This is a genomic window from Thioclava sp. GXIMD4215 (assembly GCF_045291555.1).
GTDB classification, from domain to species: Bacteria; Pseudomonadota; Alphaproteobacteria; order Rhodobacterales; family Rhodobacteraceae; genus Thioclava; species Thioclava litoralis.
In genome coordinates, this window is record NZ_CP149516.1 from 395,455 (window position 1) to 418,293 (window position 22,839).

The 22,839-nt window shown below is 61.3% G+C and carries 16 protein-coding genes; 9 read left to right on the forward strand and 7 right to left on the reverse strand.

What is annotated here, in order from left to right:
- The first annotated feature begins 109 nt into the window (after positions 1-109).
- Entirely contained in the window at positions 110-1,852 is a 1,743-nt protein-coding gene (locus WDB86_RS16200) for an NAD(P)/FAD-dependent oxidoreductase (RefSeq protein WP_330647280.1), read from the forward strand.
- Between the two features lie 241 nt (positions 1,853-2,093).
- Here WDB86_RS16200 and WDB86_RS16205 read toward each other — a convergent pair whose 3' ends face one another.
- The 4 genes from WDB86_RS16205 to WDB86_RS16220 all read right to left on the reverse strand — a co-directional run bounded on the left by WDB86_RS16205 (position 2,094) and on the right by WDB86_RS16220 (position 9,539).
- On the reverse strand, positions 2,094-3,050 hold the full coding sequence (locus tag WDB86_RS16205; protein WP_339109633.1) for a sulfotransferase family 2 domain-containing protein: 957 nt from the start codon (positions 3,048-3,050) through the stop codon (positions 2,094-2,096).
- Positions 3,047-5,632, reverse strand: a complete 2,586-nt coding sequence (locus tag WDB86_RS16210) for a glycosyltransferase (RefSeq protein ID WP_341485760.1) — start codon at positions 5,630-5,632, stop codon at positions 3,047-3,049. The genes WDB86_RS16205 and WDB86_RS16210 overlap by 4 nt, the downstream gene beginning before the upstream one ends.
- Before the next feature lie 56 nt (positions 5,633-5,688).
- Entirely contained in the window at positions 5,689-6,717 is a 1,029-nt protein-coding gene (gene gmd, locus WDB86_RS16215; RefSeq protein ID WP_330647075.1) for a GDP-mannose 4,6-dehydratase, read from the reverse strand.
- 134 nt (positions 6,718-6,851) lie between these two features.
- Positions 6,852-9,539: a DUF4214 domain-containing protein gene (locus tag WDB86_RS16220; RefSeq protein WP_406737074.1), complete on the reverse strand. Its 2,688-nt coding sequence runs from the start codon at positions 9,537-9,539 to the stop codon at positions 6,852-6,854.
- 256 nt (positions 9,540-9,795) lie between these two features.
- Between WDB86_RS16220 and WDB86_RS16225 the strand changes: the two genes are divergently transcribed.
- Positions 9,796-10,773 carry a glycosyltransferase gene (locus WDB86_RS16225; RefSeq protein WP_339109636.1) on the forward strand — a complete coding sequence of 326 codons (978 nt, stop codon included), beginning with the start codon at positions 9,796-9,798 and terminating at the stop codon, positions 10,771-10,773.
- Between the two features lie 3 nt (positions 10,774-10,776).
- Here WDB86_RS16225 and WDB86_RS16230 read toward each other — a convergent pair whose 3' ends face one another.
- Positions 10,777-11,814, reverse strand: a complete 1,038-nt coding sequence (locus tag WDB86_RS16230; protein ID WP_406737075.1) for a helix-turn-helix transcriptional regulator — start codon at positions 11,812-11,814, stop codon at positions 10,777-10,779.
- A gap of 104 nt (positions 11,815-11,918) precedes the next feature.
- Here WDB86_RS16230 and cysD point away from each other — a divergent pair, with 104 nt between their 5' ends.
- The 7 genes from cysD to WDB86_RS16265 all read left to right on the forward strand — a co-directional run bounded on the left by cysD (position 11,919) and on the right by WDB86_RS16265 (position 20,383).
- Positions 11,919-12,824: a sulfate adenylyltransferase subunit CysD gene (gene cysD, locus WDB86_RS16235; protein ID WP_330647071.1), complete on the forward strand. Its 906-nt coding sequence runs from the start codon at positions 11,919-11,921 to the stop codon at positions 12,822-12,824.
- A 63-nt stretch (positions 12,825-12,887) separates the two neighbouring features.
- Positions 12,888-14,804 carry a sulfate adenylyltransferase subunit CysN gene (gene cysN / locus WDB86_RS16240; RefSeq protein WP_330647070.1) on the forward strand — a complete coding sequence of 639 codons (1,917 nt, stop codon included), beginning with the start codon at positions 12,888-12,890 and terminating at the stop codon, positions 14,802-14,804.
- Between the two features lie 338 nt (positions 14,805-15,142).
- Complete coding sequence (locus WDB86_RS16245; RefSeq protein ID WP_341485763.1) at positions 15,143-16,744, forward strand: ABC transporter substrate-binding protein; 1,602 nt, start codon at positions 15,143-15,145, stop codon at positions 16,742-16,744.
- 64 nt (positions 16,745-16,808) lie between these two features.
- Positions 16,809-17,816: an ABC transporter permease subunit gene (locus WDB86_RS16250; protein WP_341485764.1), complete on the forward strand. Its 1,008-nt coding sequence runs from the start codon at positions 16,809-16,811 to the stop codon at positions 17,814-17,816.
- The gene (locus WDB86_RS16255) at positions 17,813-18,712 is read left to right on the forward strand and encodes an ABC transporter permease subunit (RefSeq protein ID WP_341485765.1); all 900 of its coding nucleotides are present in this window, start codon (positions 17,813-17,815) and stop codon (positions 18,710-18,712) included. Before WDB86_RS16250 ends, WDB86_RS16255 begins: the two co-directional genes overlap by 4 nt.
- A 1-nt stretch (position 18,713) precedes the next feature.
- Positions 18,714-19,550, forward strand: a complete 837-nt coding sequence (locus tag WDB86_RS16260; protein ID WP_341485766.1) for an ABC transporter ATP-binding protein — start codon at positions 18,714-18,716, stop codon at positions 19,548-19,550.
- Positions 19,547-20,383: an ATP-binding cassette domain-containing protein gene (locus WDB86_RS16265; RefSeq protein ID WP_341485767.1), complete on the forward strand. Its 837-nt coding sequence runs from the start codon at positions 19,547-19,549 to the stop codon at positions 20,381-20,383. Before WDB86_RS16260 ends, WDB86_RS16265 begins: the two co-directional genes overlap by 4 nt.
- Before the next feature lie 14 nt (positions 20,384-20,397).
- Here the strand turns inward: WDB86_RS16265 and WDB86_RS16270 are convergent, their stop codons facing one another.
- The gene (locus WDB86_RS16270) at positions 20,398-21,747 is read right to left on the reverse strand and encodes an aspartate aminotransferase family protein (RefSeq protein ID WP_341485768.1); all 1,350 of its coding nucleotides are present in this window, start codon (positions 21,745-21,747) and stop codon (positions 20,398-20,400) included.
- Positions 21,744-22,808: a phosphotransferase gene (locus WDB86_RS16275; RefSeq protein WP_341485769.1), complete on the reverse strand. Its 1,065-nt coding sequence runs from the start codon at positions 22,806-22,808 to the stop codon at positions 21,744-21,746. The genes WDB86_RS16270 and WDB86_RS16275 overlap by 4 nt, the downstream gene beginning before the upstream one ends.
- Positions 22,809-22,839 lie beyond the last annotated feature (31 nt).

A 22,839-nucleotide genomic window follows, 5' to 3' on the forward strand; every position in this document is an offset into this window, starting at 1 on the left:
CGCCCGCAGGATCCGCCGCGGCTTCACCGGAGCCAAGGGAGGAGAACCCATGCTCGATACGACCCAACACGGCGCTTTGCAGGCGCTCGTGAATGATCTTGAACGCGCAATGATCGCCTGTGATGCGCAGGCTGTGGCCAACCTGTTTCTGGAAACGGGATACTGGCGCGATCTTGCCGCCTTTACATGGAACCTGAAAACGCTGGAAGGCCGTCCGGCCATTGCCGATATGGCCGCAGTCCAGCTGCCGGTGATCCGCACGCATTCCATCCATCTTGATCCCGCCGAAGCGGTGAGCGAGGCCGATGGCGTGACCGAGGGGTGGTTGCAGCTGGAGACCTCTCTGGGGCGCGGCGTGGGCTATATCCGTATGAAAGAGGGGAAAATCTGGACCCTTCTGACCACGCTGCACGAACTGAAAGGTCATGAAGAGCCCCGCAAGCTGCGCAGACCTATGGGGGCAGAGCATGGCCATGACCCGAACCGCCTGACGTGGAAGGAAAAGCGCGAGCACGAGGCATCGACCCTTGGTGTCGAGACCCAGCCCTATGTGCTGATCATCGGTGGCGGTCAGGGCGGCATCGCTTTGGGGGCGCGGCTGCGCCAGCTGGACGTGCCGACCATCGTGGTCGATGCGCATGAGCGTCCGGGCGACCAGTGGCGCAAGCGGTATAAATCGCTCTGCCTGCATGATCCGGTCTGGTATGACCACCTGCCCTATATTCCCTTCCCCGACAACTGGCCGGTTTTTGCCCCCAAGGACAAGATCGGGGACTGGCTCGAGATGTATACCCGTGTGATGGAGCTGAATTACTGGTCCTCCACCCGTGCCAAATCCGCGACCTATGACGCGGCCAAAGGCGAATGGACGGTGGTGCTGGACCGCGCGGGGGAAGAGATCACGCTGCATCCCAAGCAGCTTGTGATGGCCACGGGCATGTCGGGCAAGCCCAATATTCCGAGCTTCAAGGGGCAGGATGTCTTCAAGGGGGAACAGCAGCATTCCAGCCAGCACCCCGGGCCTGATGCCTATCGCGGCAAGAAGGTGGTGGTGATCGGGGCGAATAACTCGGCCCATGATATCTGTGCCGCCCTTTGGGAAAACGGCGCGGATGTGACGATGGTGCAGCGGTCCTCGACCCATATCGTCAAATCCGACAGCCTGCGCGAGGTCTGTCTGGGCGCGCTCTATTCCGAAGAGGCGGTGGCCAATGGCATCACCACCGATAAGGCGGATATGATCTTTGCATCGCTGCCCTACAAGATCATGCATGAATGGCATGTGCCGCAATATGCCGAGATCAAGAAACGCGATGCCGATTTCTATCGTGACCTTGAAAAGGCGGGGTTCATGCTGGATTTCGGGGATGATGAATCCGGTCTGTTCATGAAATATCTGCGTCGGGGGTCGGGCTATTATATCGATGTGGGGGCCTGCGATCTGGTGATTGACGGCTCGATCAAGCTGCAATCGGGCAAGGGTGTCAGCCACCTGACCGAAGATGCAGTGGTGCTGGAAGATGGCACCGAGTTGCCCGCCGATCTGGTGATCTATGCCACGGGCTATGGCTCGATGAATGGCTGGGCGGCGGACCTGATTTCGCAAGAAGTGGCGGACAAGGTTGGCAAATGCTGGGGCTTGGGGTCCGATACCACCAAAGATCCCGGCCCGTGGGAAGGCGAACAGCGCAATATGTGGAAGCCCACGATGCAGGAAGGGTTGTGGTTCCACGGCGGCAATCTGCACCAGTCGCGCCATTATTCGCGCTATCTGGCCCTGCAGCTCAAGGCACGTCACGCGGGGATCGAGACACCGGTTTACGGGCTTGAGCCGCCGCATCATCTTAGCTGACCTGCACCGCGACAAAGCTCTGGCCCCGCATGGCATATGCGGGGCCGGAGCGCATGGGATGACAGTCCGGCGCATCCCGGGATTGCGCAATCAGCCGCAGCCCCGATCCTTATGCTAAGTGCATAAAATGCCGCGATCCTTGCATCGCACTCCCCGACAGTCCGAAAGCGCGTGCTCTCTGGAGCTGTTTCAGCGGGGTGTTCCGCCCGATCCCGCCCGATCCCGTGCGTGCCGCGCGGCGTTACCGTGTCTGCGCCATCAAGGCCACATCTTGGGCATAATACTGGCGGATCTTTGCGCGGATCTCGTCTGGAAAGAACGATTCCGCCTCGATCATCGGCAGTTTATCCAGCACTTCGGGCAACAGCTGGTCTGCCCCGAAATGCGCTTGCCCGACGCCGCTGCCGGAGCGGTTCACCGGCGGGCGTTTGAGCTCGATCCCCGACATCTGCTCCAGATCCTGCACGGCGCGGTCGAGATGGTCGAAGTCGTAAAGCGCGCTCCAGCGATGTGCGCCCAGATACAGATGCTGAGGCCGCCAATGCGGGTCCAGCTGCTCGGGCGGTTGGGACAGGATATGGTTGACGAAATCCCGAAACCGGATGCCGCGATGGTAATCGGGGGTCTCCAGCCCCTGTGCTTTCTGGACAGCCTCGATGACCGGTCCGGTATGATAGCGCAGATTGGCCGCATCAAGGCGGTTCACCACGAATTTCTCGATATAGGCCGATAACAGGCGGCGCAGCGGATCGCGCAGGATCGCGAAACTGTAAAGATCGGGATCGCGCCAGATCGCATCAATCTCGGTCTCGCTATAATCCGAAAGCTGCAGGCCCGTGCAGATATGATCGGTCAGTTGGTGGATCGACCGGTCCAGCACCGCCCGCGCGGGATGCTGCGCCAGTGTGACCATCGCCCGCTTGAAGAAGCTACAGGCATTCTTGCCGATGGGGCAGTAAAGGATGCCAAGATCGCGCGCGATGAAATATTGCCGCTCCGGCCAAGGCAGATTGGTCTTTTGCGCTTGTGCCGAGGCCAGAAATTCTTTCGAACCGAAGAGCGCACCGATCAGGGCGCCGAAATCCGCAAACTGGTTCCGGGCTTGCGGGTTCGGGTCGCGCTGCAGGAAAAGCTGGAACGCATCACGCAGAAGTTCGGGCGGCACGGAGGGGGCTGTCTTTTGGGTGGTCAGGGTCATTCCGCAGCCTCTTTCGGGGCGTGATCAAGCTCTGCCAGTATCTCCTCAAGCCGCGCATTGTAGCGTGTAGCGATGGCTTCTGCCGAGAAATTCCGGCGGATATGATCCAGCGCATGGGCCGTTTTGGCTGCCCGTGCCACCGGATCGTCATAGACGCGGCGCAACTGTCGGGCCGCCGCCTCCACATCGGGTTCGGCCCAGACCGCCCCCTTCGGCGTAAAGATGTAATCGCCCTTTTCCAGACCGATCTCGGTGCAGGGCACAAGCCATGCCGTTTGCGCATCGCAAAATTCCAGATTGCCGGAATAGGCCGAACAGACCACCGGCACACCAAGGCTCATCGCCTCGATCATCCCGAAGCCCCATCCTTCGGAGCGATGCAGCGAAAGGTAGCAATCCGAGCCCTTCTTGAGATGCAGCAGATCCCTGTAGGTCAGCGTCTCGTTCATCAGCAGGATACGCGGATCACGGGCCATCATGGCTTCCATCTCGTCCCAGATCCGGATCTGCACCGGATCGAAAACCGACTGCCGGTTCTGGGTTTTGACGATCAAACGCGCATCGGGCACCCCCGCGAAGGCCTTCTGGAAGCTGCGCAGCGCGTTGAGCGGGTTCTTGCGCTGCACGAACGAAAAACTGTCGAAGGCCACCAGGCAGATGAAATGCCGCGCCGACAGACGGAAGCGTTTTTCGACGAATTTCCGTGCCTCCTGCCGGTCGATATCGTCATTCGGTTCGAAACACATGCCGACATTGCAGACGGGGCCGTCGAATTCGGGGCGGTAAATCCGCACGCCGTAATCGGACGAAAGCCAGATTTCATCCAGCATCTCCAGGGCCAGATAGTGGCAGGCGGCGGGGCGGTCGAGCTCCCAGTAGAAATAGCCGATATTATAGGCGCCAGAGAAGACATCGGGCTGGTAGGCAAAGGCCAGCGGCACGGATTCGGCATTGAGATGGATCAGATTGACTCTGGCCGGACCATAGGCATCCATGCGCGCCTCCGAGCTGAACCCCTCGGGAGCGGGGTTGTCCATGTCGAAATCGACACAGCGCAGGTGTTTTCCGGTGCGCGAGAGAATGTCTGCCGACAGGCGCGCGGCCTGCCCCAAGCCCGAAGCCTTGGCCAGAGGGCCGATCAGCTGGATATCGGCCAGCGCCCCTTGCGGCACGGGCAGGGCTGCGGCTTCCAGCCGGTGGCCCGCGTCGCAACAGGTCAGGAAGGACAGGCTGTCGAGGTCGAACCCCTTGAGGCGCACGCTATGGGCAAAGCTGGCAAGCGGGAAGGTGCAACTGTCGCGCTCCAGAAGCTGCGCCAGAAACAGTTCCAGTTCGGAACGGCCCTGCCCGTCAACGGGGGTCAGCAGCCGCATGAACAGCTCGCGCGGGATGTAGCGCAGAATATCCGGCCGTTTGAGGGCCATCACCATCAGGATCAGATATAGCTGCTTGCGGCTTTCGGCACAGCGTCCGGGGGCCAGAAAATGCAGCGTGACCGTCGCATTGAAAAACCGTTCGCTGAAGGTGGTCAGGGGCCAGTCATCGCATAGGCGCGAGGGCTGGATATGGCGCATCAGATCGGCCATCTTCTGCGGCACAAGGCAATCTTCCAGTTTCAGATGGGCCGCATCCTGCCAGAGCCACCAGAAGACCATCCGCACATAAGAGGCGCGGTCGTTCAGGTCCAGATCGGCCAGCAGATCCCGCCGCCCGCACAACCGCCACCACATGGCGCGGGTCAGGCTATGGCGCACGCCTCCCATGACAAGCGGTTCGTTGAGATAGGCGATATCCTCCGCGCTCAGGGGAATGCGCTGTTTTCGGGTCGCATTATAGGTGGTGAGGTAGAAATACAGAAAGCGGTCACGCTCTGTGTTCTCCGGCGTGACGAGGAATTCCTGATCGACGCGATTGCGATGGCGGGTGAATTCCAGATAGCCGGGCAGGCCGCTCGGGGCACATTGGTCAGGGGGAATAACGGGATCTGTCGCAAAAAGCGCCTGATGCGGAAGCAGCATAGGGGCGGGCGACGGGGTCGCTGTCTGGGGGGGCGTCTCCCCATCCAGAACCCCTGTGAGACCGGCCAGATCCTCGGTCAGGAAGCGGCGGATCAGTGTCGTCATCTCGGGGGTGGCGGGGGCGGTTTCAGGTTGGGGGGTAAGGTGCAGCCGACCGATCTCGCGCTCGGTCGTGCCATGTGTCCGGATCACCACCTCGCCGCCGGCCTGTCTGATCTGGTCCATCAACGAGGCAGAGAGCGCAAAGGCAAACCCGCACTGAACCGTGCAGCCGTAATGTGCTTTGACATCATCGCGCGGATGCTCGACCGCCACCACATCCAGCAGCAGATCTCCCGCATAAAGGCCGACGCGCAGGTCCGACTGCTGCGGCTGGCGAGTGTCATAAATCCACCCGCGCAGCGTGCCGTCCTGATCGAAGACGCCCTCGACATGGCCACGATAAGGAGCCTGTTTGCGACGTATTTCGCGGCGCAGCTTCAGCGTTTTGCCGTAAGACAATGCCTTGCGCCCGTAAGACCAGACACCGCCTGCCTTGCGCAGGCCACGCACCGCATTCCGCATGGGTTCCCTCCCTTTGACGACGCTTTCCTAGAGGCCTGCCGCCGAGCGCGCCTGCCCTAGCGAAGCTGCCTTGCCTGCGCATCGTAATCGGCTTTCGCCATCATCATGGCGAGGCTGCGCACATCTGTTTTGGCCTTCCAGCCCAGTTCGTTACAGGCTTTCGAGGGATCCCCGAGCAACAGATCCACTTCGGCGGGGCGGTAGAATTTGGGATTGACCTGCATGAGGCGGCGCCCGCTGAGACGGTCGTAAGCGGCTTCCTGTGGCCCCTCTCCTTCCCAGATCACCTCCATATCCAGCGCTTCCCCGACATAGGTGAAGAAATCGCGGATGGTGGTGCTGGTGCCGGTGGCCAGAACGAAATCGCCAGCATTTTCGCGCTGCAGCATCCGCCACATGCCTTCGACATAATCCCCCGCAAATCCCCAATCGCGCTTGGCTGCCATATTGCCAAGTTCCACCGGCGCATTGGCCCCATGCGCCAAAGCCGCCAGACCCATCGAGATTTTACGGGTGACGAATTCCTTGCCACGCAGCGGGCTCTCGTGATTGAACAAGATCCCCGAGGAGGCATGCATGCCGAAACTCTCGCGGTAATTGACCGTCATGTAATGGGCGAAGACCTTCGACACGCCATAAGGCGAGCGGGGATAGAAGGGTGTGCTTTCCAGTTGCGGAACGGCCCGGACCTCACCGAACATTTCCGAGGTCGAGGCCTGATAGAAGCGGCATTCGGGACGCAGGCTGCGCAAGGCATCGAGAATGCGCACCACGGCCATGCCGTCGATCTCGGCGGTGTAAACGGGAAGGTCCCACGAGGCCCCGACAAAACTTTGCGCGGCAAGGTTGTAGAATTCATCCATCGGCACATCGCGGATGGTGCGGAAGATATTATTGGAATCACTCAGGTCGAAATCATGGAAATGGACCTGATCTGTAATTCCCAGCGCATCAAGCCGTGCCATGTCCGGCTGTGAAATCCGCCGCACACCCCCATGAACTTCATAGCCTTTTTGCAGAAGGAGGCGGGCAAGATAGGCTCCGTCCTGTCCGGTCACGCCGGTGATAAATGCAGTCTTGGTCATTTGTCCCTCATTGAGAAATCTCAAGGATCAACCCGAAAGTGCAACATACTGAACGCTAGGGTAAGGATAGTTAACAAAAGCTTACTTGGGAACGGTTTTTCTCTTTTAGGTTGTCTTTTCTGGCCGAGGGGCGATCAGAACTGGCAGCTGTCATAATCGATTTCGCTGATCAATGTGTTGCGCAAGACCACCTCGACATCCTGATCGATGAAAATCGCATCATCCCCCTCTTGCGAGAACTGGGCACGGATATCCTCGATGCTCTGATAGCCAAAGCCTTCAAAAGACAGGCAATCCCAAGGCTGATAATCCACCACCAGATGCGTGCCCGGTGTGTCGGCGGAAAACACGAAGCGGTCCGCCATCATCCCGCCAAACAGGATATTGTCTCCCGCTCCGCCCTCAAGCTGGTTCCACTCGCCCTGATCGACCATCCAGTTTTTCAGCGGGTCCGCCATCTGTCGCGTAAATTCGCCGCTTTGCGAGAACCCTTCCACCACATCGGCGCGGCTCCAGCCCTGATCTTCCATCCGCGCGCACCAGTCGGCCAACCCCGCCGAACCGGGTGCCCGCCCCAGAACGTTCTCGTAAAGCAGCGTGACGAAGGCTTCGTTGTCCAGTTGGCCATAGCTTTGCTGGAATTCGGTCGAATTGACGAAGCCGGAGACGACATCCTCAAAGGGCGTGCCCTGCGACAGGGCGGTGGTCCATGCGGTGATCCCCCCGAGGTCGGGCGCCCGTCCCAGCGTCGCTTGATAGAGGCGGAACACATCATCCACCCAGTCCGATTGATAACCCGCGCGCGACATGTCCAGAACCTCGGATTGCATGGCGCGGCTGAATTCGGTGCTTTCGGAAAAGCCCACCACCACATCGGCGCGGGTCGTGCCGTCCTGCGCCAGATAGGTCGTCCAGCTTTTCAGACCGGCGGCATCGGGGGCGCGCCCCAGCACGTTCTGATACAGCTGGGTGACGAATTGCGTGTCATTCAGCTCGCCGTAAGTGTCCTGAAACTCGGCAGAATCGACAAAGCCCTGCGCCACTTCGGTCAGCGTTTTCTCTCCGGACAGGATTTGCGCGGTCCAATCCAGATGGCCTTCGGCATTGGGGGCGCGGTCCAGAGTGGCCTGAAACAGCCGGACAACCTGCGCGGAGGCCGTATCGAATTTGCCCTCTTCGATCTCGCCCAGCAGAAGGTCATTGCCCTCTCCCCCAAGCAAGGTGTCGGCCCCGCGCCCGCCGGTCAGCGTATCCGCACCGCTATCCCCCTCGATCCAGTCATTCTGGGCCGTGCCGACCAGATGCTGCGGCCCGACCGTGAGACTGCTGACATCGACATGCCAGATATCGCGCAAATCGGAAATGTCGAAATCGGCGGCGCTCAGGCTTCTGCCATCTGACGACATCACCGTAAGCGTTTCGCCCCCGATGGTGATCTGCGCCCCGCCCGTGATGGATTTTATCGTCAGCGCATCGACAGTATAGAACCGCCCGATCTGGGACAGGTCGATCCGGTCGACCCCCACCTCGAAATCCTCGATCCGGTCGGTCGCGCCGTCTTTGGTGAAGACGAATATATCCGCCCCCGCGTCGCCCCACAGCCGGTCGGCCCCCGCGCCATCGGTCAGGATGTCATCGCCCGCTCCGCCTCTGAGCGTGTCCTTGCCGTCGCCGCCCGTCAGCACATCATCCGCGCCGCCGCCCGTCAGGGCAGATCCTGCATCCTCGGCCAGCAAGGTCAGACCGGGATCGACCTCGACCCGATAGAGCGAGAGCGCCGCAACACCGCTTTCGGCCTCGCCACGCCCTGCCGCATACAGTCGCAATTCGCCGTCCACCACGGCCAGTTCCAAGGCCGAAGGGGCCTCCAGCGCCATGCCTGTGGTATCGGCCAGCGTTTCAAGATGGACCAGACGCCCGTCGGGCAGCAGGGTCATCAGACTTATGCCGTCATCACCGCCACCGGCCACCACATAGGCGCGCCCGTTGTGATTGATCGCCTCCAGAACGGTGAGTTGCCCGAAGCGCGTCGTGAGATCGTCATTGACCTGATCGGTGATGGTCAGCCGTCCATCCGCTCCCAGAGCCGCGACGGAGACAGAGCCCGATCCCTGCGCGCCGACCAGCACAAAGACCTGATCGTCCAGCGTAACCTGTGCCAGAGCCACCGGATCAGAGACGGCCAGCCCGTCATTCAGGTCAAGATCGCCCTTGGCGGTCAGCTTGCCCGTATCGGACAGGCCATAGCAGTTCAGCGAGGGGGGCTGGCCCGAGAGCGCCAGAATATAGCTTGCCCCGTCGATTGTGACGGTTTCCAACGCCGTCAGGTTGCCCGCTGCGATATCGGCCCGTGCCGTCAGGGTGAGCCCGTTATCCGCGCCGACAGACCACACCGAGAACCCGCCCTGCGCGCGCCCTGCGCCCACCAGAAAGTTCTGGCCGCCCTGTGTGACGACTTCCAGTTGGTCGAGGGCGTCAAGGCTCCCATAATCAAGCGTGAACGCCTGATTGAGCGTGCCATTATTGGCCACCCAATAGCCTGTGACGCCGCTGCTGTAAGGCCCCGAGACCAGCAACGCGGCCTTTCCGTTCAGGTCGCAAAGCGCGATTTCGACAGATCCGGACAGGCCGGACCCGCTGGGATAGGCGGCCAGATCCAGCAGTTTGGCCCCCGTTTCGGCATCGCGCACAACGATGCCCCCTCCCTCGCCGGAGGCCTGATATAACAGGCTGCCATCCAGCGACAGCATCAGATCGTCGATTTGCGTCATGTAACGGCTGGTGCCAGAAGTCACCATGCCCAGATGCGTCAGATACCCCATCACCTTTATCCCGACCCAGCACGAGGCCATGACTAAGCGCCCGACCCCGTTTGTTCCCCACATTGCCAAACATGCAAACAAAGCCTGCCCGAAGCCGGATCAAAATGAGAACGAAACAAGGCTTTTCGCTTGGATTTTCGTCAAATGCGGTATGTCGGGACGGGGCTTGCGACTGCCAGTGGCCCGCGCTCTGGCTTTGGGTCCGGCCCCGGATGTGCGCTGGACAAGCGCCGTGCCAAGGCGCAAAGATGGCCCCATGACCGGACCGCTGACTTCTCTTCTGACCTTTGCCCAGACGCCGCATGTGCGGATCATCATGGCGTGTCGTAACGGGGCCGCTTATCTGCCCGAGCAGCTTGCAAGCTTCGAGCGCCAGACCCACCGGAACTGGTCGCTTGATGCCAGTGACGACGGCTCGACCGATGCTACACGCGAGATTCTGGAAGCCTTCCGCAAGCGTCATCCCCAACAGGTGCGCCTCTTTGATGGCCCCAAAGCCGGCGTCGCCCCCGCCTTTCTGACACTGGCGGCACGGGCGGCCAAAGAGGCTCCGGAGGCGGTTCTGGCCCTGTCCGATCAGGATGACGTCTGGTCCAAGGTCAAGCTGGCCCGTGCCTTGCGCTGGATGAAACGCACAGGCGATCTTGGTCATGATCCGCTGGTCTATGCCAGCCGCACCATTCTGACCGATACCCGCCTGAACAAGCTGGGCCTGTCGCATCTGCACCGGCGGGGGCCATCTTTCCGTAACGCGCTGGTGCAGAATATTCTGGGCGGTAATACGCTGATGCTGTCGCCGCCCGCCGCCGCCATTCTGGCACAATCGGCGCAGGCGGCGATTGCGGCGCGGGTCTCCTATCATGACTGGTGGATCTATATCATGCTCTCCGGCGCGGGGGCCGAGATCTTCAATGATCCCAAGCCGACCCTCTATTACCGTCAGCACGGGTCGAACCAGCTTGGGCATCACGGGCCGGTGCGGGGGCGGCTCAAGCGGCTGGGCACGGTGGCCAAGCGCCATTATGCAGAGTGGCTTGATGCCAACCTGGCCGCACTCTGGGCCAACCGTCTGGCCCTGACCCCCGAGAATGACGCGCTGCTGACCCGCTTTGTCGCGGCGCGCAGAACAGGTGGCGGGGCCTATGCCCGTGCGCTGCGCGAACTGAATATACACCGCCAGACCCTGCAGGGGGACCGTGTGTTGCAGGTCATGGCCCGCACCGGACGGCTGTGACCGCTAGAACCATATCGCCCCGCCCAGCATCAGCCGCAAGACGCCCGTCTGGCCGCTGACCCCGAGGCGGGCGTAAAGCTGTTTGGAATAGCTGCGCGCCGTCTCGCGTGACCAGCCAAGCGCCTCGCCCGCAGCGTTGAGCGATAGCCCGTCGCACAGGCAGATCGCCAGCCGCGCCTCGTTTCGGGCCAGTCCGTAGAACTGCATCACATGATTTTCGCCAAGCTCGCTGGCCGCGCGGGGTTGCCGCAGCAGCCCCAGCACCGACATGGCCGACGGATCGGCCCGCAGCACCAGTTGCAAGGGCCGCGCAAGCGACAGATCCAGCATCCCCGCCGTCCTGACCACCTCGCCCGATATCGGGGCGATCTGACCCAAGGTCGCACGGAACTGCCGCGCCAGATCGGGGGTGGCAAATTCCGGCCAGCCCTGTTCGGTGATGTGCAAAGCGGTGCCCTCCAGCCTTTGCGCCAGACCCTCGGACTGGGCCAGAACCCGCCCCGCCCCCGAAAACCGCAGCCAGAAACCGCCCAGATCCTGCCCGATCTGCCGTTCCTTCCGGGCGCGCAGCCGTTCGGCCTGAAGCGCCTGCCACGAGATCAGCGCCGGACCGAGATACGGGGCCAGACGTGTCAGCCCGACCCCGTCGCGGGCACGGAAATCGGTTCCGTGGCGGGCGACCCAGATCACGGCATGGCTGGTGGCATCCACCCGCCAGCGCAGAACCCTCAGCGCTATCTCGCCTGCCTGATAGGCTGGCAGGTCGGTCTGGCTATAGACCCGCTGGCTGCGCAGGCGTTCATAGGTGTCGCGCTCGAACTGCGGCACGGCATGGCCCCATGCCCAGCTTTGCCCCACCGCTGTCCCGCGCAGCTGGACAAGCCCCGCCCCGTCGCCGCCGCTCATTTGCGCCAGAGATTGCAGGAAATCCGGCCATAGATCACGCGCGGGGGACGTGCCCGTTTCGGCCACGGGCAACTCTGTCACCCCCGAGGCGGCGGCAAAGAGTGATTTGAGAACAGTCTCTTCGCTATAGATCACGGCAGCGTTTCCAGAAAAAACCAAACACCCCCCATATGGGAGGTTCGCGACCAAAGTGACAGGCTTACCTCTGGTGTCAACACGAAGTTTGACCAGAGACCATCATGACCAAGACATCTCTTACCCATCTTCAGCGGCTGGAAGCCGAGAGCATCCATATCCTGCGTGAAGTCGTGGCCGAGGCGGAAAACCCCGTAATGCTTTACTCCGTCGGCAAGGACTCGGCGGTCATGCTGCATCTGGCGAAGAAGGCCTTCTACCCTGCGCCGCCGCCCTTCCCGCTGCTGCATGTGGACACCACGTGGAAATTCCGCGCGATGTACGAGCTGCGCGACAAGGCGGCAAAAGATGCGGGGATGGAGCTTCTGGTCTATCAGAACCCCGAAGCCAAAGCCAAAGGCATCAACCCCTTCGACCACGGCTCGCTGCATACCGATATGTGGAAGACCGAAGGTCTGAAACAGGCGCTGGACAAATACGGCTTTGACGCGGCCTTCGGTGGCGCGCGCCGCGACGAGGAGAAATCCCGCGCCAAAGAGCGTGTGTTCTCCTTCCGCACCGCCCAGCACCGCTGGGACCCGAAGAACCAGCGCCCCGAGCTGTGGCGCCTGTATAACGCCCGCAAGAACAAGGGCGAGTCGATGCGGGTCTTCCCGATCTCGAATTGGACCGAGCTGGACATCTGGCAATATATCCACCTTGAGGGCATCGAGATCGTGCCGCTTTACTTCGCGGCACCGCGCCCGACGGTGGAACGCGATGGTATGATCCTGATGGTGGATGACGACCGCTTCCGCCTGAAAGAGGGCGAAGAGCCGGTGATGCGCTCGGTCCGTTTCCGCACGCTGGGCTGCTACCCGCTGACGGGGGCTGTCGAAAGCCAGGCCACCACGCTGCCGGAGGTCATTCAGGAAACGCTACTGACCACCACCTCGGAACGTCAGGGCCGTGCGATCGACCATGATCAGGCCGCCTCGATGGAGAAGAAGAAGCAGGAAGGCTACTTCTGATCGCTTTTGGCTCGGGCCGGAAGGCCCGCCTCTCTCCGGATATAAGAATTCAGGTGCACGCATATGACCACCCAAACCAATGACCCGATCTATAAGACCGACGCGCTGATCGCGGAAGATATCGACCAGTATCTGCAGGTCCACCAGCATAAGACCATGCTGCGCTTCATCACCTGCGGCTCGGTCGATGACGGGAAATCGACGCTGATCGGGCGTCTGCTTTACGATAGCAAGATGATCTTTGAAGACCAGCTGGCCACGCTGGAAGCCGATTCCAAACGTGTCGGCACCCAGGGCCAAGAGATCGACTTCGCGCTTCTGGTTGACGGTCTTGCCGCCGAGCGCGAGCAGGGCATCACCATCGATGTGGCCTACCGCTTCTTCGCCACCGAAAAGCGCAAGTTCATCGTCGCCGATACCCCCGGCCACGAGCAATATACCCGCAACATGGTCACCGGCGCCTCCACCGCCGATCTGGCCGTAATCCTGATCGACGCGCGCAAGGGCGTGCTGACCCAGACCAAGCGTCATTCCTATCTGGTGAAACTGCTGGGCATCAAGAATGTGGTGCTGGCGGTCAACAAGATGGACCTTGTAGGCTATAGTCAGGAAACCTTCGACAAGATCGTCGCCGATTACACCGAATTCGGCAAAACCATCGGGCTGGAAGATTTCGTGCCGATGCCGATTTCGGGCTATAAGGGCGACAATATCACCACATCGTCGGACAATATGCCGTGGTTCACCGGCACGCCGCTGCTGCCGCATCTGGAAACCGTCGAGATCACCTCGTCGCATGAGCCTGTCGATGCGCCGTTCCGTATGCCGGTGCAATGGGTGAACCGTCCGAACCTCGACTTCCGCGGCTTCGCGGGGCTGATTGCCTCGGGTCGTGTCAGCCCGGGCGATGAAATCCGCGTGCTGCCTTCGGGCAAAACCTCCAAGGTTGCGAAAATCGTCACCTTCGAGGGCGACCGCGACGAGGCGATTGCCGGTGAAGCGGTTACCCTGACGCTGGAAGACGAGATCGACTGTTCGCGCGGGCAGGTCATCGTGGCGGCGCAAAGCCCGCTGGAAGTGGCCGACCAGTTCGAATCCACCATCATCTGGATGGACGAGGAAGAGATGATCCCCGGTCGCGCCTACTGGCTGAAGATCGGCACCCAGACCGTTTCGGCCACCGTTCAGGCGCCGAAATACGAGGTCAATGTCAACACGCAGGAACATCTGGCGACCAAGACGCTGGATCTGAACGCGATCGGCGTGGCCAATATCACCACCGACCGCGAGATCCCCTTTGCGCCCTATGAGGAAAACCACGACCTTGGTGGCTTCATCCTTATCGACAAGATGACCAACCAGACGGTCGCCGCCGGTATGCTGCATTTCGCGCTGCGCCGCTCGACCAATGTGCATTGGCAGGCCACCGATATCTCGCGCGAGAGCCATGCCGCGATGAAGAACCAGAAGCCCGCGGTGCTGTGGCTGACGGGTCTGTCGGGCTCGGGCAAATCGACCATCGCCAATATCGTCGAGAAGAAGCTGGCGCGGATGAACCGCCATACCTTCCTTCTGGATGGCGATAACGTGCGTCACGGGCTGAACAAGGATCTGGGCTTCACCGAGGCCGACCGGATCGAGAATATCCGCCGCGTGGGCGAGGTCGCCAAGCTGATGACCGATGCCGGCCTCATCGTGATCACCGCCTTCATCTCGCCCTTCCGTTCGGAGCGCGACATGGTGCGCTCCATGATGCAGCCGGGCGAGTTTGTCGAGGTCTTCGTGGATACGCCGCTGGAAGTGGCCGAAGAGCGCGATGTGAAGGGTCTCTACAAGAAGGCCCGCTCGGGTCAGTTGAAGAACTTCACCGGTATCGACAGCCCCTATGAGGCGCCTGACAATGCCGAGCTGCGCATCGACACCACCGAGATGACGCCGGAAGAGGCCGCCGATCTGATCATCGCGCGCCTGATTCCGTAACAAACGGTTTTCATGCCGGTTCTCTGCGCCCCGCCTTGATCGGCGGGGCGTTTTGCATGCAAAACCGCCTTTTCCGCCCCGATATTCTGGTCACAGCCGCGCGAGAGCCGTGTGAAAATTTCAGATATCCCGAGCGATCAGCAAGTTTTCACCATTCCGCCGAAATATCCCGCAATATAAGTTTTTGTTCTCTTTTACGTGACGATGAACGCTTGGAATGGCTTGTCATATCGAATTTTGCCGATACCTTCTTTCATGTTTTACCGGATAGTCAAAATTCCGGAAGACCGGATGGCCTTCACAACCGAGGCCCTCCGATGTGACAGAGAGGGGAAATCATGTCGAAGATGACGCGTAGCCTTTTGGCTGCTTCTGCACTCATGCTCGGGCTTTCGGCACCGGCATTCGCGAAAACTTTTGTCTATTGCTCGGAAGCCTCGCCCGAAGGCTTCGATCCCGCGCCCTATACCGCTGGCACGACCTTCGATGCCTCGGCGCATCCGGTCTTCAACCGTCTGGTGGAGTTCAAGAAGGGCACGACCGAGATCGAGCCGGGTCTGGCGACCTCTTGGGATGTGTCCGATGACGGCCTGACCTACACGTTCCACCTGCGCCCCGATGTGAAGTGGCAATCGGTTCAGGGCTATACGCCCACCCGCACCATGAATGCCGATGACGTGATCTTCAGCTTCGACCGTCAGGGCAATGCGGAAAACCCGTGGCATGACTATCTGCCCGGCATCACCTATGAATATTACTCGGCGATGGAGATGGCCGATCTGATTTCCTCGATCGAGAAGGTCGATGATCTGACGGTCAAGATCACCCTGACCCGTCCCGAAGCGCCCTTCCTCGCCAATCTCGCAATGCCCTTCATGTCGATCGTGTCGAAGGAATATGCCGATACGCTGGCCAAAGACGGCAAGCAGGCGCAGTTCAATCAGGTGCCCGTGGGCACCGGCCCGTTCCAGTTCGTGGCCTATCAGCAGGATGCCGTCATCCGCTACAAGAAAAACCCAGATTACTGGGGCACCGCGCCCAAGATCGATGATCTGGTCTTTGCGATTACTCCCGAGGCCTCGGTGCGCCTCCAGCGCCTGCAGGCCAATGAATGCCAGCTGATGCCCTATCCCTCGCCCGCCGATCTGGAGGCGATCAAAGCCGATAGCAGCCTCAAGCTTGACAGCCAGCCGGGCCTCAATGTGGCCTATCTGGCCTATAACACCACAATCGCCCCCTTCGATAAACCCGAGGTCCGCAAGGCACTCAACATGGCGATCAACAAGCAGGCGATCATCGATGCCGTCTTCCAGGGCGCGGGCGAAGTGGCGAAAAACCCGATCCCGCCGACCATGTGGTCCTATAATGACAGCATTCAGGACGATCCCTATGACCCCGAGAAAGCCAAGCAGATGCTGGCAGATGCGGGGGTGAAGAATCTGGATATGGAAATCTGGGCGATGCCCGTCCAGCGCCCCTATATGCCCAATGCGCGGCGCACCGCCGAACTGATGCAGGCCGATCTGGAAAAGGTGGGCGTGAAATCCTCGATCGTCTCCTATGAGTGGGGCGAATATCTGAAACGTTCCACCGATCCGGCGCGTAAGGGTGCGGTGATCATGGGCTGGACGGGTGACAATGGCGACCCCGACAACTTTATGGGCGTGCTCTTGAGCTGTGCGGCTACGGGCGATGGGGGCTCGAACCGCGCGCAATGGTGCAACAAGGATTTTTCGGATCTGATCACCAAGGCCAAAGCTACCACCGATCAGGCCGAGCGCACCAAGCTCTATGAACAGGCGCAGGTGATCTTCAAGGATCAAGCGCCTTGGGACACGCTCGCGCATTCCACCCAATATGTGCCGATGCGGAAAAATGTCGAAGGCTTCGTGATGAGCCCTCTGGGCGATTTCACCTTCGAGACCGTCGATCTGAAATAAGCCTCGCGTCCATCCATATCGGGCGCGCGGGCAGTTTCCGCGCGCCCCATTGCAAGGCGATGACATGATCCGCTTCTTCCTGAACAAACTTCTCTATCTGGTGCCGACGCTGATCGGCATCACGATTGTGGCCTTCGGCTTTGTCCGCGTGCTGCCGGGCGATCCGGTGACGTTGCTTGCGGGCGAAAGGGGCATCACCCCCGAACGCCATGCCCAACTGGCCGCGCAACTGGGCTTTGACCGCCCTGTCTGGGCGCAATATCTCGACTTCCTCTGGCGGCTCCTGCATGGTGATTTCGGCAATTCGATCGTGACGAAAAAGCCGGTGCTGGATGAATTCCTGCAGCTTTTCCCCGCAACCGTGGAACTATCGCTTTGCGCGATCCTCCTCGCCACGCTGATCGGGGTGCCGGTGGGGGTGTTGGCGGCCGTCAAGCGTGGCAGCTGGTTTGACCAGATCTCGATGACCACCGCCCTTGTCGGCTTTTCCATGCCGATCTTCTGGTGGGGGCTTCTTCTCATCATCTTCTTCTCGGGGACTCTGGGCTGGACGCCGGTCTCGGGGCGGATGTCGCTGATGTTCTTCTTTGACACGCCCACGGGCTTCATGCTGATCGACAGCCTGCTGTCGGGGCAGGAAGGCGCGTTCCGTTCGGCGCTCTCCCACTTGATCCTGCCCTCGGTGGTGCTGGGCACCATTCCGCTGGCGGTGATCGCGCGGCAGACCCGTTCCGCCATGCTGGAGGTGATGGGCGAGGATTATGTCCGCACCGCCCGCGCCAAGGGCCTGACGGGACGTCGCGTCGTCATGGTCCATGCGCTGCGCAATGCGATGGTGCCGGTGGTGACCACGATCGGGCTGCAGATCGGCCTGTTGATGGCGGGCGCTATCCTGACCGAGACCATCTTCAGCTGGCCCGGCGTCGGCAAATGGATGATCGATTCCATCTCGCGCCGTGATTATCCGGTCGTGCAATCGGGCCTTCTACTGATTGCGGGAGTCGTGATGGTGGTGAACCTGATCGTCGATCTGACCTATGGCCTCATCAATCCGAGGATCCGTCACAAATGAGCACAACTCTCCAACTGACTGACGGCCAGATCCGCCGGAAAATGATCGCGGATTTCTGGCATGATTTCCGGCGCAACAAAGGCGCTGTGGTGGGGCTTTGCGTCTTCGCGCTGATGGTGCTGGTGGCGGTTTTCGCGCCGCTTCTGGCCCCGCATGAGGCAGCGACGCAATATCGCGATGCGCTTCTGGTGCCGCCCTCATGGGCCGAGGGCGGGCGGCCAGAATTCCTGCTGGGCACCGATGCGGTGGGCCGCGATATGTTGTCTCGGCTGATCTATGGCTCGCGCTATTCGCTGTTTATCGGTGTGGTGGTGGTGCTGGTCGCGCTGTCGGGCGGGATCATCCTAGGCCTCGTGGCCGGTTTCTTCGGTGGCTGGGTCGATACCGTGATCATGCGGGTGATGGATATTATCCTTGCCTTCCCCTCGCTTCTTCTGGCTCTGGTGCTGGTGGCAATCTTGGGGCCGGGGCTGACCAATGCGATGATCGCCATCGCCATCGTCTATCAGCCGCATTTCGCGCGCCTGACCCGCGCCGCCGTCATGGGCGAGAAATCGCGTGATTACGTGGTGGCCGCCCGTATGGCGGGCGCAGGGCCTCTGCGGCTGATGCTGAAGACCATCCTGCCGAACTGTCTGGCGCCCCTGATCGTGCAGGCGACGCTGTCGTTTTCTTCGGCCGTCTTGGATGCCGCCGCCTTGGGCTTTCTGGGGATGGGCGCACAGCCGCCCTCGCCCGAATGGGGCACCATGCTGGCCGAAGCGCGTGAATTCATCCTGCGGGCATGGTGGGTTGTGACCTTTCCGGGCCTTGCGATCCTGATCTCGGTTCTGGCGATCAACCTGATGGGCGATGGGCTGCGCGACGCCCTTGACCCGAAACTGAAACGGAGCTGACATGGCCCTTCTATCCATTAAGAACCTGACGGTCAGCTTCGCCACCTCTTCCGGCCCCTTCAAGGCGGTGGACGGGATCGACACCCATGTGGATGCAGGCGAGGTGCTGGCCATTGTGGGTGAGAGTGGCTCGGGCAAATCGGTCTCGATGCTGGCGGTGATGGGGCTTTTGCCCGACACCGCCACCGTCACCGCCGATGAAATGACCTATGATGGGCGTGATCTCTTGCGCATGTCAAAGGCCGAACGCCGCAAGCTGATCGGGCGCGAGATCACGATGATCTTTCAGGAACCCATTGCCTCGCTCAACCCTGCTTTTACCGTGGGCTTCCAGATCGAGGAGGTGCTGCGTCTCAATAAGGGTCTGGGCAAGCGCGAGGCACGGGCGCAGGCGATCCATCTGTTCGAGCAAGTGGGCATCCCCGACCCCGCCACCAAGATCGACGCCTATCCGCATCAGATGTCGGGCGGGCAGTGCCAGCGGGTGATGATCGCGATGGCCATCGCCACCGGCCCGAAACTACTGATCGCCGACGAGCCCACGACCGCGCTGGATGTGACGATCCAGAAGCAGATCCTTGATCTGTTGATGGATCTGCAGGAGGCGCATGGGATGGGGCTGATATTGATCACCCATGACATGGGCGTGGTGGCCGAAACCGCCGACCGCGTCGTGGTGCAATATAAGGGGCGTAAAATGGAGGAGGCCGATGTGCTGACGCTCTTCGAGGCGCCGCAGCATCCCTATACCCGTGCGCTTTTATCGGCGCTGCCGGAGCTTGCCACGGGCGACCGCCTGCCCACGGTGTCGGACTATTATACGGAGGAAGGCGCATGAGCACAGTCGTTGCAGGGCGCGGCCTGACGCAGGATTACCATGTGTCGGGCGGTCTTCTAGGCCGCGCGAAGACCGTGCGCGCCGTGAAAGGTGTCGATTTCGCCGTTGAGAAGGGCAAGACGCTGGCCATTGTGGGGGAATCCGGTTCGGGGAAATCCACGCTCGCGCGGATCATAGCCTTGATCGATGCGCAATCGGGTGGCAGCCTTGAGATTGGCGGTCAGCCTGTCGATATCTCGAAGCGCAAGCCTGACCATAAGTTGCGCTCGATGGTGCAGATGGTGTTCCAGAACCCCTATGGGTCGTTGAACCCGCGTCAGAAGGTGGGCGATTGCCTGACCGAGCCTTTGTTGCTGAACACGCGGCAGTCTGGTCCCGAGCGGCGCGAGAAGGCCGAGGCGATGCTGGAGAAGGTCGGGCTGCAGGCCGCGCATTTCAACCGCTATCCCCATATGTTCTCGGGCGGGCAGCGCCAGCGGATCGCGATTGCGCGGGCCTTGATGCTGAACCCCGAGCTGTTGGTGCTCGATGAGGCGGTTTCAGCGCTCGATCTATCGGTACAGGCGCAGGTGCTCAACTTGCTCTCGGACCTGCAAGAAGAGTTGGGCCTGACCTATGTCTTCATCAGCCATGATCTCTCGGTCGTGCGCTATATCGCCGATGAGGTCATGGTGATGAATAAGGGCGAGGCGGTCGAGCAGGCCTCGCGCGAGGCGATTTTTGCCGATCCGCAGCACCCCTATACCCGACAGCTTTTCGCAGCGACGCCGGTGACCGATCTGGCGGCTATCCGCGCAAGGGTGGCGCGCAGGAAGGCCCGCGCGCCCGTGTGATTAAACCGGTGTGATCAGATCTCTTTCAGCGCGGCTTCAACCGTGCTGAGGAGCCGGTCCACATGGGAGGCATCAAAGATCAGCGGCGGGCGGATTTTCAGGATATTCGCCCCCGGCCCCGTCGAGGAAATCAGCACGCCTTTCTTGCGCATCAGATTGACGCAGGCGGTGGCTGTTGCGGCATCAGCCGTCTTGGCCGCGTGGTCGGTCACGAACTCGCAGGCCACATAGAGGCCCACACCGCGCACATCGCCGATGCGTTCGTCCTTCAGGCTGCGCAGGCCCTCGCGGATGGCATCACCCATACGCACGGCATTGGCCAGCAGGTTATCCTCGCGGATCGTGTCGAACACCGCGCGCGCCGCCGCAATCGCCACCGTATTGCCGCCGAAGGTGTTGAAATAGCGCAGGTCCTGCCCGAAGGGCGCGACCACATCATGGCGGACGGCGATCCCTGCCACCGGAAAGCCATTGCCCATCGGCTTGCCCATGGTGACGATCTCGGGGTCGATGCCCAGACGCTGATAGCCCCACATCGCCTCACCCGAGCGGCCAAAGCCCGATTGCACCTCATCGGCGATCATGATGCCGCCATGGGCGCGCACGACCTCGGCCACCGGCGCCAAAAGGCCCTTCGGGTCGGAATAGATACCATCGGAGGAAAACAGGCTATCGGCAATGAAGCAGGCGATACCATCGCCATGGCGCTCCAGATCCTCGATCTGGGCTTTGACCTCGGCGGCCATCTGCGCGCCCAGAGTGGCCATATCACGGCGGTAGCTATCGGGGGCGGCCACGCGGCGCACCCATGTGCCCAGGGGCGATTTCGCGCCCAGCGAGGGCGAATAGCCCGCCGTCAGATGCGAGGTGCCGTGATAGGCCTCGGAGGTGATGATCACCCCGTGCTTGCCGGTCTTATGCATGGCGATACGGGTGGCCAGATCATTGGCCTCCGACCCCGTGCAGGTAAACATCATATGGCCGTTTTCCGCGATCTGCCCGCCGAATGTCGGCAGCATTTCCTCGGCCAGATCAAGGATACCGTCCTGCACATAGCGGGTATGGGTGCATAGCCGCCCCATCTGCGCCGAAACCGCCTCGACCACGCGGGGATGGGCATGGCCCAGCGAGACCACATTGTTATAGGCGTCCAGATAATCGCTGCCATCAGGGGCATAAAGATAGGCGCCCTCGCCGCGGTCAACCGTCAGGGGCTCTTGATAGAACAGCCGATAGGCAGGGCCCAGCAGGCGGGTGCGGCGGTCGATGCGGTCTGCCAGCGCGGGGTCGAGGTCTGCCGCCTTGGACGGATCGAACCCGTTGACCATACCGATGACAGGCTTGTCGAGGGTATCTGTATTCATGAGAAACTCCGGAGGGGGGCACGCAGGATATCCTCGACCTCAGCGGTCGGGCGCGCCAGAAACCATTGAAGCTGCGCCCAGCTGGGCGCGGCCTTGCGTAGGATATAGGGGGCATTCTCGGGCATGAGGGCGGCGCGATATTGGGTCATCACCGCCCGCACCAGAACCCGCGCCATGACCATATGGGGCACCATGGCGAGGTCTGTTTTGGCGATGGGCGCAACCTCCAGATAGCCCGCAAGCACCGGATAGGCGGGGTCGAAGATATCCTGATCGGGGGTGAAATCGGTCAGGATCTGCCCCATCAGCGCCACCGCCAGATCAATCGCCACCGCCGATTCCACCACATCGCCGAAATCGATGACCCCCGTCACGCGGCCCGTTTCGGGATCGGCCACGATATTCGAGGCGTAGAAGTCATTGTGCACCACCTGACGCGCGAGCCGCGGAATACGATGCGCGACCTCTGCCAACCGCGCGAAGGCCTGGCCCGCAAGCGCGTGATGCTCGGGGGGCAGGCTGACCTCGGCCAGCAAGGGCCGCAGGCGCATCACATGCTGTACATCCCAGACCAGCTCGCGGTTTTGCGCCGGATGGGTGAAGCCCGAAAGCGCCAGCCGCAATTCGCCCAATACCCGCCCGATTTCGGGTAGGGTCTCGGGGCGGGCGTCCATCATATCTAGAGGCGTGCCTTCGACGAAACTGAGCAGCCGGTAGAACCGCCCCGAGGTTGGCTCGCGCAGCATCCCCTCGCCCGAGATCGCACGGATCAGCCGCGGCGCGGGGCGGGCGAAATGCACGGCCAGATGGTCAAGCACCGCATTCTGCAGATCCAGCTCGGCTTGCGCTTCATCGGGATTGGCGATCTTCAGGATATAGCGGGCGTCCGGCGCGCTGATCAGATAGGTGTCATCCTTTTCGGTCTCAAGCCGCTTCACCCTGCCCGAAATACCATAGGTCTGCTGGCACAGGGCTGCCGCCTCTTCGGGGCCGATACGGGTGAAACGGGTGGCCAAACCGCCCTGCCCTGCAAAGGCAAGCGCGTCCTTCAGGTTTGTCATATCACTCTCCGGCTGTGGCCCGCCCCGTTTC

What these genes read in the sequence shown, in the direction of transcription:
- WDB86_RS16205 (WP_339109633.1), bottom strand. Translation starts at nt 3,050, where the DNA reads ATGACCCTGACCACCCAAAAGACAGCCCCCTCCGTGCCGCCCGAACTT.
- gmd (WP_330647075.1), bottom strand. Translation starts at nt 6,717, where the DNA reads ATGACCAAGACTGCATTTATCACCGGCGTGACCGGACAGGACGGAGCC.
- cysN (WP_330647070.1), top strand. Translation starts at nt 12,888, where the DNA reads ATGACCACCCAAACCAATGACCCGATCTATAAGACCGACGCGCTGATC.
- WDB86_RS16200 (WP_330647280.1), top strand. Translation starts at nt 110, where the DNA reads ATGATCGCCTGTGATGCGCAGGCTGTGGCCAACCTGTTTCTGGAAACG.
- WDB86_RS16245 (WP_341485763.1), top strand. Translation starts at nt 15,143, where the DNA reads ATGTCGAAGATGACGCGTAGCCTTTTGGCTGCTTCTGCACTCATGCTC.
- WDB86_RS16260 (WP_341485766.1), top strand. Translation starts at nt 18,714, where the DNA reads ATGGCCCTTCTATCCATTAAGAACCTGACGGTCAGCTTCGCCACCTCT.
- cysD (WP_330647071.1), top strand. Translation starts at nt 11,919, where the DNA reads ATGACCAAGACATCTCTTACCCATCTTCAGCGGCTGGAAGCCGAGAGC.
- WDB86_RS16250 (WP_341485764.1), top strand. Translation starts at nt 16,809, where the DNA reads ATGATCCGCTTCTTCCTGAACAAACTTCTCTATCTGGTGCCGACGCTG.
- WDB86_RS16225 (WP_339109636.1), top strand. Translation starts at nt 9,796, where the DNA reads ATGACCGGACCGCTGACTTCTCTTCTGACCTTTGCCCAGACGCCGCAT.
- WDB86_RS16210 (WP_341485760.1), bottom strand. Translation starts at nt 5,632, where the DNA reads ATGCGGAATGCGGTGCGTGGCCTGCGCAAGGCAGGCGGTGTCTGGTCT.
- WDB86_RS16220 (WP_406737074.1), bottom strand. Translation starts at nt 9,539, where the DNA reads ATGGGGTATCTGACGCATCTGGGCATGGTGACTTCTGGCACCAGCCGT.
- WDB86_RS16270 (WP_341485768.1), bottom strand. Translation starts at nt 21,747, where the DNA reads ATGAATACAGATACCCTCGACAAGCCTGTCATCGGTATGGTCAACGGG.
- WDB86_RS16275 (WP_341485769.1), bottom strand. Translation starts at nt 22,808, where the DNA reads ATGACAAACCTGAAGGACGCGCTTGCCTTTGCAGGGCAGGGCGGTTTG.
- WDB86_RS16265 (WP_341485767.1), top strand. Translation starts at nt 19,547, where the DNA reads ATGAGCACAGTCGTTGCAGGGCGCGGCCTGACGCAGGATTACCATGTG.
- WDB86_RS16255 (WP_341485765.1), top strand. Translation starts at nt 17,813, where the DNA reads ATGAGCACAACTCTCCAACTGACTGACGGCCAGATCCGCCGGAAAATG.